The 13,065-nt window shown below is 38.5% G+C and carries 14 protein-coding genes; 6 read left to right on the top strand and 8 right to left on the bottom strand.

Annotation, left to right across the window (positions count from 1 at the left end):
* Nucleotides 1-98: 98 nt before the first annotated feature.
* From ACQQ5U_RS17250 to ACQQ5U_RS17235, 4 genes are all read right to left on the bottom strand, one after another.
* Nucleotides 99-491, bottom strand: coding sequence for a DUF302 domain-containing protein (locus ACQQ5U_RS17250; protein ID WP_437399433.1), 393 nt, complete (start codon nucleotides 489-491; stop codon nucleotides 99-101).
* 310 nt (nucleotides 492-801) lie between these two features.
* Complete coding sequence (locus ACQQ5U_RS17245; protein ID WP_437399431.1) at nucleotides 802-1,209, bottom strand: nuclear transport factor 2 family protein; 408 nt, start codon at nucleotides 1,207-1,209, stop codon at nucleotides 802-804.
* A 150-nt stretch (nucleotides 1,210-1,359) separates the two neighbouring features.
* Nucleotides 1,360-1,629: a hypothetical protein gene (locus tag ACQQ5U_RS17240; RefSeq protein WP_437399429.1), complete on the bottom strand. Its 270-nt coding sequence runs from the start codon at nucleotides 1,627-1,629 to the stop codon at nucleotides 1,360-1,362.
* Nucleotides 1,630-1,976: 347 nt separating this feature from the next.
* Nucleotides 1,977-2,666, bottom strand: coding sequence for a hypothetical protein (locus tag ACQQ5U_RS17235; RefSeq protein ID WP_437399428.1), 690 nt, complete (start codon nucleotides 2,664-2,666; stop codon nucleotides 1,977-1,979).
* Between the two features lie 114 nt (nucleotides 2,667-2,780).
* Here ACQQ5U_RS17235 and ACQQ5U_RS17230 point away from each other — a divergent pair, with 114 nt between their 5' ends.
* The 5 genes from ACQQ5U_RS17230 (at nucleotide 2,781) to ACQQ5U_RS17210 (ending at nucleotide 6,687) form a co-directional block, all read left to right on the top strand.
* Nucleotides 2,781-3,383 carry an RNA polymerase sigma factor gene (locus ACQQ5U_RS17230; RefSeq protein ID WP_437399462.1) on the top strand — a complete coding sequence of 201 codons (603 nt, stop codon included), beginning with the start codon at nucleotides 2,781-2,783 and terminating at the stop codon, nucleotides 3,381-3,383.
* Nucleotides 3,384-3,572 (top strand): hypothetical protein, encoded by a 189-nt coding sequence (locus ACQQ5U_RS17225; RefSeq protein WP_207071973.1) that lies wholly within the window; start codon nucleotides 3,384-3,386, stop codon nucleotides 3,570-3,572.
* A gap of 34 nt (nucleotides 3,573-3,606) precedes the next feature.
* Nucleotides 3,607-4,434: a mechanosensitive ion channel family protein gene (locus ACQQ5U_RS17220; protein ID WP_437399426.1), complete on the top strand. Its 828-nt coding sequence runs from the start codon at nucleotides 3,607-3,609 to the stop codon at nucleotides 4,432-4,434.
* Nucleotides 4,435-4,510: 76 nt separating this feature from the next.
* The gene (locus tag ACQQ5U_RS17215; protein ID WP_288931615.1) at nucleotides 4,511-5,059 is read left to right on the top strand and encodes a ClpP family protease; all 549 of its coding nucleotides are present in this window, start codon (nucleotides 4,511-4,513) and stop codon (nucleotides 5,057-5,059) included.
* Nucleotides 5,060-5,337: 278 nt separating this feature from the next.
* Nucleotides 5,338-6,687, top strand: coding sequence for an FAD-dependent oxidoreductase (locus tag ACQQ5U_RS17210; protein ID WP_437399425.1), 1,350 nt, complete (start codon nucleotides 5,338-5,340; stop codon nucleotides 6,685-6,687).
* Nucleotides 6,688-6,891: 204 nt separating this feature from the next.
* On the opposite strand, the gene ACQQ5U_RS17205 is transcribed toward ACQQ5U_RS17210, so the two are convergent.
* Entirely contained in the window at nucleotides 6,892-7,671 is a 780-nt protein-coding gene (locus tag ACQQ5U_RS17205; protein ID WP_437399423.1) for a zinc ribbon domain-containing protein, read from the bottom strand.
* Nucleotides 7,672-7,676: 5 nt separating this feature from the next.
* The gene (locus ACQQ5U_RS17200) at nucleotides 7,677-8,771 is read right to left on the bottom strand and encodes a Nif3-like dinuclear metal center hexameric protein (RefSeq protein WP_437399421.1); all 1,095 of its coding nucleotides are present in this window, start codon (nucleotides 8,769-8,771) and stop codon (nucleotides 7,677-7,679) included.
* 49 nt (nucleotides 8,772-8,820) lie between these two features.
* Between ACQQ5U_RS17200 and lpxK the strand changes: the two genes are divergently transcribed.
* Nucleotides 8,821-9,819 (top strand): tetraacyldisaccharide 4'-kinase, encoded by a 999-nt coding sequence (gene lpxK / locus ACQQ5U_RS17195; protein ID WP_437399420.1) that lies wholly within the window; start codon nucleotides 8,821-8,823, stop codon nucleotides 9,817-9,819.
* On the opposite strand, the gene ACQQ5U_RS17190 is transcribed toward lpxK, so the two are convergent.
* On the bottom strand, nucleotides 9,816-11,996 hold the full coding sequence (locus ACQQ5U_RS17190; protein ID WP_437399460.1) for a response regulator: 2,181 nt from the start codon (nucleotides 11,994-11,996) through the stop codon (nucleotides 9,816-9,818). The two genes, lpxK and ACQQ5U_RS17190, sit on opposite strands and share 4 nt — an antisense overlap.
* Before the next feature lie 38 nt (nucleotides 11,997-12,034).
* Nucleotides 12,035-13,045 carry a type I glyceraldehyde-3-phosphate dehydrogenase gene (gap, locus tag ACQQ5U_RS17185; protein ID WP_437399419.1) on the bottom strand — a complete coding sequence of 337 codons (1,011 nt, stop codon included), beginning with the start codon at nucleotides 13,043-13,045 and terminating at the stop codon, nucleotides 12,035-12,037.
* Between the last annotated feature and the right edge of the window lie 20 nt (nucleotides 13,046-13,065).

Here is a 13,065-nt window from a genome sequence, read left to right as displayed (position 1 = left end):
AGAATAACATGGCTTTTAAGTAGTCTTATAAAGTTCGAATGTTCAGTTAACAAGATATGAATGTTTTACAAGCTTTCAAATAGAACCGTAAATCTTGCTCAACCCAGTTTTTCAATCGCATTTTTAAGCTTTTGTTGTATTTCTTGGGCAACGGAAGCCAGCTTTTCATTTTTAACGGCAATCATCGAAGCTACGGGATCTACAGCGGCTACTTCAATTTCACCACTTTCATTTTCTAGAACAACTACATTACAGGGTAAAAAGAGGCCAATTTTTTCTTCATGGGTTAGTGCTTCGTAGGCAACAGGTGGATTGCATGCGCCCAAGATTCTATATTTTTTAAAATCTACATCCAGTTTATTCTTTAAGGTTTGGGTGATATCTATTTCGGTAAGGATTCCAAATCCTTCATTTTTTAATTCAAGAGTTACTTTTTCAATAGCCTTCTCGAAATCTTTCTCGTTTAATATTGTACTAAAATAATAGCCCATAAGTCTTCTATTTTTGGAATTATATAAGTGCTGTATATCACCTATAAGGTACTTAACTTTTATAAGATATTAAATCGTTTAAGATTTATTTTAATTCTATTTTTGAGTCAAGATTGGATAATATTAGTCCACCTGTTCTTGGGAATTTTCGTCCAGAAGGAAGAAAATACCCTAACTCATATTGCTCGTTCATATATTTGAAATGTTCCTACAAAAATTGGTCAACTTTTTCCAATTCATTTTTTGAGTCCAACTACCTTTCTGATGGTGCGATGTTTTTGCGCAACCATTTCAGCGGCTATAATTGAAATTAATTTTCTGCATCTGCTAACTTCTTGGTATCACCGTATTGCTGAAAGGCAATAATTTTTCCTTCATCATTAAACGTCCATAGATGTGCTACTTGTGCATTGTAACTCTTTCCAGTTGCATTTACTTTGGCATCATATCGCAGGGTGGCCAAAATCATGTTATCATCCATACCATGGATTTTTACATCCTGTAATCCAAAGTATTCATGATTGGCCCCAATACGCGCAAAAACGCCTTCTAAAATTGCATTTGGACCAATGTAGGGATTGCCATCTGCAAGCGAATTACTTTCGGCTTCATTCCATTCGATATCAGGGTGCATTAATCCTAGAACCGTTGGCATATCGCCAGTTGAAAAAGCGTTGTACAATGTGTCAATGATTTGAATGTTTTGTTTAGTTGTCATGATATTGGTTTTAGTTAATTCTTAAATGTTCAAATATTGAGTATCAAATAGGTAGCCCGTATTTAGGACGCGTCAAAATGAAGCACAACGTTTTGGCAATCTCCAGGGTCCCGTTGGGTATTAAGTATAGGTTTTGTTAGCAACTGGCTTTTATTTTTCACTCAATTTTTTGATTTCCAACTCCAAGTCCATTTGCGTTTGTTTTTTGATTTCCAACTCCGATTTTTCGAAGTCCGTTAAACCGTGGACTGGATTTTCAAAACTTCTAGTCAGTCCGCATTCATTTACTTTCAGCACTCCATTAGAATCCGTATGTCCGTAAAAAATCCACTTACCAAGTCCATTAATTATTGGTCCGCATTGTTGGTCATAAGTCCCTTCGAAAATAAGTCCATTTTCGGTTCCCTTAAATGATTCCATCACTTTTATTCGATAACTCTTCTTTTCGAGATTAAACTCCAGAACTTCGCCAATAAAAATGCACTCAGACTGTTCCAATTCCGCAAACTGAAATATTTCAAGATTTTTATAGACTGGGCAGGAACAGGCAAACAATCCAAACCCTACCAAAAAATGTTGGAATAGTCAATATGTAGTTCTTCTTTTTCATTTTTTTCAGCTTATTGCTAACTTATTTATAAATACGTATTTACATCTCTATTCACCCAAATTGTTGTAAAATCGATGTAAGGCGTCATCCTTTAACTATTTAACGGGAGAACCTGTAAACGTATTTTTATACTTGCTAGCACAAAGCTTTTAGCGTTCTATTCCTTGCTCACAGATAAACCAGTGAAATAAAGACTGGTGCCGCCTTCGGGTCTGTTGTGTTGTTGGGCAAGTTTAATCCCTTTCAAATCCACATAATCTTCCCAAGTGGATACCAAATTAGGCTCTTCTTGGTTGGATTTACGATAGGCCCATTCCCTAACAATGTAGTCCTCCTTAAAATAAAAGTCGTAGGCATCACCGGGGGTATAGCCTCCTTCGTTGGCATATACAATAGTGAGTTTTTGCATGGGCTCTTCACTAATGGGAGCGGTGGCCTCTGCGGTATGCTCGTAGGTGTAGTTGCTGGCATCCCACATTAAATTAAAAGGAGCCATCAACCAATATCTATCATTGGTAAAGCCACCATTGGTCTTTAAGGCAGTACTGTCCATATCCGCACGATTATAAGTCAAGGTATCGGTACCGGAAATCGCAGTTACCATATTGGATTTCGGTTTCCAATCCCAACTGCGCTCAAAATGCATGGAATCTCTATCCACATTAAAGGTAAAAGTGATTTCATTTACGTTCTTCCAGTGATCAAAACCGTGGGCTTCCGCAATAAGTTCGGGTACGGTTTTTTCAGGCTCGATGGTTTCAGCGGTTTCTTTGGATTTTTTTGGTTCCGTTTTACATGCAGCAAAAAATAATAAAGCGAACAGTGCAACGAGGTATTTGGTCTTCATATCTGGTTTTTAACCAAATATACCATGAAAATCCGTTATTTTGCGCCCCATTTTGGAAAAGCCAAGCAAAATTAATTCAACGCCAGAGTGACTTTTTTAAAAAACTTGTTTCTAATACTTGTAAGTAACCCCGACAAAACGTTTTTGGAAACGGAAGACTTATACGTACATCTTTCTGATGAGGAATTAGTGAAACAGATTGTTGCGAACAATGACCCTTTACTTTTTGGGAAGTTGTACGACCGCTATGCTAAAATGGTCTATAACAAATGTTACGGATTCGCAAAATCTGCGGATGAGGCGGAGGATTTAACACAGGATGTGTTTCTCCAGCTTTTTATCAAACTTCGAACCTTTAAAGGGAAATCGAAGTTTTCTACTTGGTTGTATTCTTTTACCTATAATTTTTGTGTGAACTATGTAAACCGGGACAAGCAACTAAAAATACGGGATCAATCCGTACAGGTTGAAACTTCTGAACATAAACTTACCGAGGAAGTGCCCGATGAGAGTTTATTTGAAATGAAGGCCGATAAACTGAAAAAATGCTTGGAGATCATTTCTGCGGAGGACAAGTCCATTTTGTTGTTGAAATATCAAGATGGAGCCAGTATAAAAGAGCTGGTAAGTTTAATGGATATTGGGGAGAGCGCGGTGAAAATGCGGCTTAAAAGAGCGAAAGAAAGACTATTGGAAATCTATAATACCCTGGAATAGATGGCAAAGAAACACAAAAACCCATTTAAAGAGTTGGAGGCTTCCTTGCACGAGGCCCCACCCGAAATGAAGCAAAAAGTCATGAACGATATTGCCGCGGCAAAATTGATCATGGACATGGCTTCGTTGTTCTCAATCAATTTGGGAGGAGCTTTGCGTAAACTATTCAGAACCTTGGGGGAAAACTAATCAACGAACAGAACACTATAAATAAACAGCAACTATGGAGACTATTAATGAATGGAAAAATGTGACCCTTGATTCCCTATCCGGTATGGGTAAAGAGATAGCGTTGGCTTTCCCCAAGATTTTGGGAACGATCGTGATTTTATTCTTAGGATGGATCGTCATCAAAATTGTACTTTTCTTATTAAAGAAAATCCTTAAACTGGCCAAGATCGATGTACTGAACGATAAGGTAAATGGTATGGACGTAACAGGTAAAGGCGACCTCAATATTGACCTTACCAAAATAATATTGGGCTTTGTTCGGTGGTTTCTGATTTTGGTCTTTCTCATCGTGGCCGCCGATATCCTGGATTGGCACATTATATCCAAAGAAATTGGTAACCTCTTGAATTATTTACCTCGATTCTTTAGTGCACTTGTACTGCTCATGTTAGGTTTCTATATTGGTAATTTTGTAAAAAATACCATTAAGCGACTTTTTGATTCCTTGGAATTTGGCGGTTCCAATATTGTGAGCAACCTGTTCTTTTACGTGATTGTCATTTTTATGTCCATCACCGCGTTGAACCAGGCAGGGGTCGACACTACCATCATTACAAATAATATTACCTTGATATTGGGGTCTTTTCTTTTGGCATTCGCCTTGGGAGTTGGTTTGGGGTCGCGTGAGATTGTTACCGACATTCTTAGGTCTTTCTATACCCGAAAAACCTATGTGGTGGGCGATAAAATAGTTATCGACGGCGATGAAGGAACCATTAAGGCCATAGATAATAATAGTCTTATTTTGGAAACCCAAGAAGGTAAATTTGTGATTCCTATCAAGGATGTGGTGTCGCAAAAAGTGCAGATAAAATCATAATACAACTATTGTGAAAAACAAGTGCGGAAACTTCCTTGGAATTTGATTATTTTTGAAGTCTTACAACACGTAAAAAATGAGTTCAAAAAAAGGAAAAGTTCAGGAATTGATCCAAGAAAAACTGTTAGAAGACCGCAAAGTATTTTTGTGGGGCCAAGTAGATGATGATTCTGCGAAGCACGTTATCGACAGGTTACTGTATTTGGATATGTTGAACAATAAAGAGATTCAATTGATTATCAATAGCCCAGGCGGGTATGTAACCTCTGGTTTTGCTATCTACGATACCATTAAACAGATAAAAAGCCCGGTATCTACCGTATGTTCTGGTTTGGCGGCCTCTATGGGCTCCATTCTTTTATCGGTAGGGGAAAAGGGCAGAAGGTTTATTCAGCCGCACGCCCGTGTAATGATTCACCAGCCTAGTGGGGGAGCAAGAGGACAAGCTTCCAATATTGAAATTCAGGCTAGGGAAATCATCAAAACAAAAGAACTTGGCGCAAAAATTTTATCAGATAATTGCGGACAACCTTATGAAAAGGTCATGAAAGATTTTGATCGTGACTATTGGATGGGTGCCGAAGAATCTTTGGAATACGGTATTGTGGATGAAATCTTGAAATAAGACAACATCCTAATAAAAAAGTGAAAAGTCCTTCGCAACGTATTGTGAAGGACTTTTTATATATAGGCGCCGAAGCGGAATATTCTAAAATATATACGTCGAAACTTGAGTCTATGGATTACATGTAATGCTAAAAAAACAGTAACACTCACAACTATATAAAGTAATGGTAAGTTATATTGTTAGTGCTAACTGGCATCAGTTATGAAAAGGTGTGAACCAAAAATTTAAAATTCCGTATTTTAGCTATTTAACTAGAATTCGCCCATTGGGCATTTATGGCACAGACTCCTATAAACATAGCCATCATTGGTTCCGGCTTGGTGGGTTCCCTTTTAGCAATATATCTACGACGAAATGGACATGCGGTAACTGTATTCGATAGAAGACCGGATATCAGGACCATTAAATTTTCAGGTCGTTCTATCAACTTGGCAATGAGCAATAGAGGGTGGCGTTCGTTGGACGAAGTAGGTGTTGGAAAAAAAATCAAAGATTTAGCAATTCCTTTGGATAAACGTGCCATGCATGTAAACGGAAAACCCATGTATTTTCAGAAGTATGGAAAAGATGGAGAGGCGATATGGTCCATTTCTCGGGGAATTCTTAACAAGCGTATGATCGATTTGGCCGAAGAATCGGGCGCCACTTTTCGATTTGACGAGAAAGTCTGGGATGTAAATCTACCGGAAGCCAAGATCTATACTGGAGAAAGTGAGAAAAGTGAGTGGAAGGAATATAATTTCGATGTAATTTTTGGTTGTGATGGTGCTTTTTCAAGGGTTCGTCACAAAATGCAACGTCGAAGTAGGTTCAATTATTCCCAGAACTTTATTGATGTCGGCTACAAAGAGTTAACCATACCGGCCAATGAGGATGGGACCCATAAGTTGGATAACAATTCGTTTCATATATGGCCAAGGGGAGAGTTTATGCTAATCGCTATGCCCAATATCGATGGTAGTTTTACCTGTACCTTGTTTTTGCCCTTTGAGGGAGAAGTTTCTTTTGAAAGCATCAAAACTGAAGATCAAGCGAGGGAATTTTTCAAGAAATACTTTCCCAATGTGAGAAAGGAAATAGAGGATTTGACCAAAGACTTTTTCAATAACCCGACCAGTGCCATGGTCACTATGAAATGCTATCCATGGACCTATTGGAACAAAGTGGCCTTGGTAGGCGATTCTGCCCACGCCATTGTGCCATTTTATGGACAAGGAATGAATGCTGGTTTTGAGGATATTTTTGTGCTCGACCAATTAATGAAAAAGCATGGCGATGATTGGAAAACTATTTTTTCCGAATATCAGGAAGAACGAAAGCCGAATGCTGATGCTATTGCAGAACTCAGTTATAGAAACTTTGTAGAAATGAGTAGCAAAACAGCAGACCCGAAGTTCTTGTTGCAGAAGAAGATTGAAAAGCATTTTGCCAACAAACACCCTGAGAAGTGGGTTCCTGTGTATAGTCGTGTTACTTTTTCTGATAGACCTTATGCCGAAGCTTTGGCGATTGGGGATATGCAAGAAGACATCATGAAAAAGGTAATGCAACTTCCCAATATTGAAGAAAAATGGGATTCAAAAGAGGTAGAGGAGAAAATTTTGGAGCTCTTAACAGCCTACTAAACCCATTAGCTTGTCATTTGAGCGTAGCAAAAAGCAAAAAATCCCTTTTTTGACACAAATCACACGAATTATTTCGACGTAAAAATAGACTGAAGGTATCGCGTGGCACTTCGACTTCGCTCATTTCAAAAATAACCTATTACAAGAGCAACAAAAAAAGCCACCTTTTAGGTGGCTTTTTTAATTTCTTAAATCCAAAGAAGATTAGATTTTGGCAAAAAGTTTTTCCATTCGGTCCTGCTCTTCTTCGGCCAATAGAGGATCTACCAAAATTCTACCACTATGCTCGTCGGTAATGATTTTTTTACGAGATGCGATCTCTACCTGTACCTGTGGTGGGATGGTGAAAAAAGAACCGCCGGAAGCTCCACGTTCTACGGGAACTACGGCCAAACCGTTTTTCACATTGTGGCGAATTCTTTTGTAGGCCTTAATCAAACGGTCTTCGATTTTATCTTCGTATTCTTCAGATTTTTTCAAAAGAGCCTTTTCTTCTTTTTCAGTTTCTGCAAGAATAGCGTCCAATTCACCTTTCTTGTGCTTTAGGTGACTTTCACGTTCGGATAGTTTTTCCTTAGTAGCGGCAATCACTTCTTTTTTCTGCTCAATCTGTGCTTTAAACTCTTTAATGTTTTTTTCGGCCAATTGAATCTCCAACTCTTGGAACTCCACTTCTTTGCTCAATGAATTGAACTCGCGGCTGTTCCTTACGTTTTTCTGTTGTTCGCTGTATTTTTTGATATGCGCCTTGGACTCGTCGATAAGATTCTTTTTGGCAGTAATCTCAAAGTTGATGGTCTCAACATCCGTTTTCAATTTGTCCATTCTGGTTTTAAGACCAAGAACTTCGTCTTCCAGGTCTTGTACTTCCAAAGGCAATTCGCCTCTAACATTGCGGATTTCATCCACCCTAGAGTCGATAAGCTGTAAATCGTACAGTGCTCTCAATTTATCCTCTACAGTGCTTTCTTTCTTGTTCGCCATATATTTTATAAATACTTGATGGGATTCGTTATACTCTCCGATAAAGAGACTGCAAAATTAGGAATTTTTTTCGTAAGATAATCAACCAATAAATCTTTTGTAAACTGCTCAGTTTCAAAGTGCCCAATATCGGCTATTACCAGTTGGTTTTCGGCTTGGTAAAAATCATGATATTTTAGGTCAGCGGTTACATAAATATCAGCCTTGACTTTCTTGGCGGCGCCTATGGCAAAAGCCCCGCTGCCTCCCAAAACAGCGACTTTTTTCACCTTTTTTCCTAGTAACCTGGAATGGCGTATTACTGAGGCGTTCATACGTTCTTTAACTAAAAGTAAAAACTCTTTTTCATCCATTTCAGTATCAAGGGTGCCTATCATTCCGATTCCTAAATCTTGGTTGGTATTTTCAAGGGTTAGCACTTCGTAAGCAACTTCTTCGTAAGGATGGGTGTCAAAAAGTGTTTTTAGAATGGTCTTCTCCTTCTCGAAGGAATAGATAATGTTGATTTGCGTTTCTTTTTCAAAATGGACCTCACCAACTTTTCCCTTTATGGGGTTGGCACCCTTTTCAGCCTTAAAACTGCCAATTCCTTCCAAACTATAACTGCAGTTGCTGTACTTTCCAATTTCACCGGCACCAGCTTTAAACAGTGCTAGTTTTATATTTTCTGCATCGGCCAATGGAGCATAAGTTGTCAATTTTTTGATGCTTTTGCCCCTTGGAATCAGAATTTCGGGATTTTTCAACCCCAAAACTTCGCAGATTTTAGCATTAACACCCATTTTACTGTTATCCAGTGCGGTATGCATGCTATAGATGGCGATGTTATTGGCAATTGCTTTGATCACGACACGTTCCACGTAGTTGCTTCCCGTCAATTTTTTTAAACCTTTAAAAATTATGGGGTGAAAACTTACGATAAGGTTGCACCTTTTTTCAATGGCTTCGTCCACTACGTTCTCCAATGTGTCCAAGGTCACCAAAACACCTTCAACCTTCATATTGTGGTCACCCACCAATAAGCCAACGTTGTCAAAATCTTCGGCGTGTGCCAAAGGAGCCAATTCTTCAAGCACTTTAGTTATATCGTTAACGGTCATTTTAAAAAATGTTAAGTGGGCTAAAGATAAAATATTATATTTTCGTTCAATGCTTCAATTGCTTCGGAAAATAGCGTTCCCCATTTCGTTGATCTATGCCTTGGTGGTTTATATCAGAAACTTTTTGTTTGACGTGGGTGTTTTTTCATCCAAATCATTTAAAACTCCAACGATTTGTGTGGGTAACCTGAGTGTAGGCGGCACGGGAAAAACCCCGATGACGGAATATTTACTTCGGATATTGGAAAATCGAAAAACTTCGGTGTTAAGTAGAGGGTACAAGCGTAAATCAACAGGATTTTATTTAGCGGGTCCAAAAAGTACCGTTTTGGAATTGGGTGACGAACCATATCAAATCCATCGAAAATTTCCTCAGGTTGCTGTAGCAGTTGATGAAAATAGACGTAATGGCATAGCAAAGCTGGAAAACTTGGTTGATCCCGATGTTATTATTTTGGATGATGCTTTTCAGCATAGAAAGGTGAAACCGACTTTTTCAATTTTGCTTACTGCATATCAAAAAATCTATGTGGACGATTGGTATTTGCCCACGGGTAGTCTGCGTGATGTCAAAAAAGAGGCCAAACGGGCCAATTTGATCATCGTTACCAAATGTCCTAAAACATTACAGGAAGATGAAAAGCAGAAAGTCGTGGTCAAGCTTAAACCAAATGCAAACCAAAAAGTACTCTTTGCTACTTTAAAGTACAATGATTTTGTTACAGATGGTGGTGAGAACAGCATACAATTATCCGAATTGAAGGGTAAACCACTAGCTTTAGTAACAGGCATTGCCTCGCCTGAACCCTTGGTTGCCTATTTAAAATCGGTTGGAATCAATTTTAAACATTTTAAATTTGGAGATCATCACCACTTCACGGACAAGGAGATTGAACAATTTAAAGGTTATGAGTTGGTGTTGACCACTGAAAAGGACTTTGTTCGGTTAGAGGGTAGAGTAAAAAGCCTTTATTTTTTGGAAATGGCCCATAGTTTTTCTCCTGAAGATGCTACGGTTTTAAAAAGTACTGTTCAAGGGTTGTTTTAGACGGAACCTTCCATTTTGCTTCGAAAAATGTTCTCCCCGATTTTTCGGTAGAACACTTCGGGCTTAAATGGTTTGGTGACCACATCGTTACAGCCTGCTTCGTAAAAGCTATCCAAACTATCATCCAAAGAAATGGCGGTAAGGGCAATTATAGGAATGGTTTGATTGAATTTCCGTATTTGTCGTGTAGCCTCCTCACCACTTATGCCCGGCATGTGGATATCCATTAAAATGGCATCGTAAGTATTATTTTTGGCAAGGTCTATGGCTTCGTTACCGTTATTGGCAATATCGCAGGTAATCTCTTTTTTGTTGAGCATTTTTTTGGTGATTACCTGATTTATTTTGTTGTCCTCTACAACCAGCACATGTAATCCTTTAAATTGGAATTCTTCGGGGTTTAGTTCAAAACTGATTTCTTCGCCCTCCTTGTTTTCATAATCTAGATCCATTTCAAAATAGAAGGAACTTCCATGACCTAATTCACTTTCCAGATTAATGGTACTTCCAAACAAGCCCAAAAGGCTTTTAACAATGGTTAAACCAAGGCCGGTACCTCCATATTCCCTATTGATTTGTATGGATCCCTGTTCAAAACTTTCAAAGATGTTTTTCTGTTGGTCCTCCGAAATACCGATTCCGTTATCTCTGACCTCAAAATATAACTTTACTTGATCTTCGTCTTTCTTCAACATCTTGGCTATCACCTCTACCTTACCATTTTTGGTAAATTTAAGGGCGTTGCCAACTAGGTTCATAAAAATTTGCGATAGCTTGATAGGGTCTCCCAATAACTTTTTAGGAATTGAGGAATCGTAATCCAAGATAAGCTTCGTTTTGTTTTCATTGGCATTTTGTTGGAGCGACTCTACTACATCCTTAAGTACTTTGTTTAGTTTGAATTCTATACTTAAGGGTTCAAGTTTTTCAGCATCAATCTTATTGATCTGTAGAATGTCGTTAATAAAATTAAGGAGATATTCTCCAGAGAATTTTAACGATTTTAAATGTTCCTTTTGGTTTTCAGAAGGGTTTTCTTCCAATAAGAGGTGGGTGAGCCCTGTTACAGCATATAAGGGTGTTCGGAGCTCGTGGGTCACAGTTGAAAGGAAATTGGTTTTAGCTTCCATGGCAGAAACCGCGGCATCCCTTGCCAGCTCCAATTCCTTGTTTTTGGTATAAAGGAGGTCGTTTGTCTTAAGTTTGATTTGATTGTTTCTGAACAAAGAAACTGCCAATAGCGAAATAATGGTCAAAAATGCTGAAGTTAATATGGCTGTAATTTCAGAGCGGTTTTTTGATTCGCTTAACTCCTCATTTTTGGCTTGGAGCTTGTTCATTTCGTTCATCAAATGATCATATCGAATTTTTTCGGCCGTATCCGCTTCCAGTTTGGTTTTTTCCACATTGAATATGGAATCTTTGATTTGTGCCAAATCTTTTTGATAGGTCAGTGACTGTTCATAATCTCCCTTGGCTTGGTAAATGGTGGAAAGTTGTTCGTATGATTTTTTTATTTCTTTTGAGAACCCATGCTTTTCGGCTAATTCCAAAGCAGCTTTCGAGTGTATGATCCCTTCTTCGAGATCATTGAGTGTTATACTTATGTTGGCCAATTGCAGATTAGCCTTGGTAGCCAAGAAGGCACGCTCTTTATCATCTGAATTGACGATAAGGGCGTGCAAGTTTTTGACGGCATCATCGTATTTTTCAATATTGGTAAAGATATAGGCCTCAAGTAAAAGTATGTTGTTCGTAAGATTTCTGTTGTTGCTGAGCTTTCTGGATTCTTCCAGTTGCTTTAATGCTTGAAAATTATTGCCTTCATCATATCGTAGTGCTGCATCTAAATACAAGTTAAAAGCTTGTCCAAAGGAATATGAGGTATCCTTTAGAAGGATACTCGCTATGTTCCAGTAATCTTCTGCGGTATCACGGTCACCTTCTTCCAGGAACAATCGGACATATTGGTGATATGTATCCAGTAAAAGCTTGGTGTCCTCATTGTTTTCGGCAATATTGGCAACTTTATCCAAAGTTTCCATGGCTTTGTCCATGTTATTTTCGTGACGATATTGCATAAACGTATCTAAAATAGCCTTTACGTCGGAGGTAGAATTACCATCGCTTTGAGCAAAAGAAAACTGTGCGCATAGAATTATGCACAAAAAAAGCAACAAATTTTTGCCTATCCTTTTGTTAATTAAGTTGACGATCAAACGTAATCTTTCTTTATGAGCAAAGCTATTAAATCAATTATTCTGGAGCAATATCCAGTTTCGTTATCGTACCATCCAATGATTTTCACCATTTTGCCGATAACGGAGGTCATCAATGAATCAAACGTACAAGAATAGCAACTATTGTTTATATCAATAGAAACAATAGGGTCTTCGGTATAATTGAGTATGCCCTTAAGGTTGTTTTCTGCTTGCTTTTTAAAGGTAGCGTTTATTTGTTCAATAGAGGTTTCTTTTACTACATTGAAGGTGATGTCCGTTAGTGAGCCGTTGGGAACCGGAACACGAATACCACATCCCCCGATAACATTGGAAAGTTCAGGAAAAATGCTTGTTAACGCTTTTGCGGCACCGGTTGTGGTCGGTATTATGGATTGTCCGGCAGCCCTGGATCTTCTAAGGTCTCGGTGAGGGCTATCGTGTAAACTCTGGTCTGATGTATAGGAATGTACTGTGGTAATGTAAGCCTGCTCTATACCGCACAATTCATTGATTACCTTGATCATTGGGGCGGCATTATTGGTTGTACAGGAGGCGTTGCTAATAATTTGATCGTTGTTGTTAATGATGCCTTCGTTAACACCTAAAACCACCATTTTTATGGACTCGTCGACCGGAGGAACGGAAAGAATTACTTTTTTGGCACCATTTTTTACGTGAAATTCCAAATCTTCCCGTGTTTTGAATTTTCCTGTGGACTCGACAACAATGTCTACTTGATGGGATTTCCAATCAATTTCTTTGGGATGATCGTGATTGAGAACAGGGATTTTCTTTCCTTCAACTAGAATAAAATTGTCCTGGTGTGACACATCAGTATTCAATACCCCATGGATGCTGTCGTACTTTACTAAATGTGCCAGGGTCTCGGCATCGGCCAAATCGTTTATGGCCACTACATTGATGTGTGGGTGATTTAATAAAAGCCTAAAAAGGGTTCTACCGATACGGCCAAAGCCATTTATACCAACAGTGATGCTTTTCATGATTAAGGGAGAAGGGAAGG

Source organism: Flagellimonas lutimaris (assembly GCF_051494225.1).
Classification (GTDB): Bacteria; Bacteroidota; Bacteroidia; order Flavobacteriales; family Flavobacteriaceae; genus Flagellimonas; species Flagellimonas lutimaris_A.
Note: the sequence above shows the minus strand (reverse complement) of the source record. Positions and strands in the feature narration are given on the sequence as shown.

Excerpts from the sequence above, each read along its gene's own strand:
- ACQQ5U_RS17250 (WP_437399433.1), bottom strand. The coding sequence starts at position 491 with ATGGGCTATTATTTTAGTACAATATTAAACGAGAAAGATTTCGAGAAG.
- ACQQ5U_RS17200 (WP_437399421.1), bottom strand. The coding sequence starts at position 8,771 with ATGACCGTTAACGATATAACTAAAGTGCTTGAAGAATTGGCTCCTTTG.
- ACQQ5U_RS17205 (WP_437399423.1), bottom strand. The coding sequence starts at position 7,671 with ATGGCGAACAAGAAAGAAAGCACTGTAGAGGATAAATTGAGAGCACTG.
- ACQQ5U_RS17225 (WP_207071973.1), top strand. The coding sequence starts at position 3,384 with ATGGCAAAGAAACACAAAAACCCATTTAAAGAGTTGGAGGCTTCCTTG.
- ACQQ5U_RS17235 (WP_437399428.1), bottom strand. The coding sequence starts at position 2,666 with ATGAAGACCAAATACCTCGTTGCACTGTTCGCTTTATTATTTTTTGCT.
- ACQQ5U_RS17240 (WP_437399429.1), bottom strand. The coding sequence starts at position 1,629 with ATGGAATCATTTAAGGGAACCGAAAATGGACTTATTTTCGAAGGGACT.
- ACQQ5U_RS17215 (WP_288931615.1), top strand. The coding sequence starts at position 4,511 with ATGAGTTCAAAAAAAGGAAAAGTTCAGGAATTGATCCAAGAAAAACTG.
- ACQQ5U_RS17220 (WP_437399426.1), top strand. The coding sequence starts at position 3,607 with ATGGAGACTATTAATGAATGGAAAAATGTGACCCTTGATTCCCTATCC.
- gap (WP_437399419.1), bottom strand. The coding sequence starts at position 13,045 with ATGAAAAGCATCACTGTTGGTATAAATGGCTTTGGCCGTATCGGTAGA.
- ACQQ5U_RS17210 (WP_437399425.1), top strand. The coding sequence starts at position 5,338 with ATGGCACAGACTCCTATAAACATAGCCATCATTGGTTCCGGCTTGGTG.
- lpxK (WP_437399420.1), top strand. The coding sequence starts at position 8,821 with ATGCTTCAATTGCTTCGGAAAATAGCGTTCCCCATTTCGTTGATCTAT.
- ACQQ5U_RS17245 (WP_437399431.1), bottom strand. The coding sequence starts at position 1,209 with ATGACAACTAAACAAAACATTCAAATCATTGACACATTGTACAACGCT.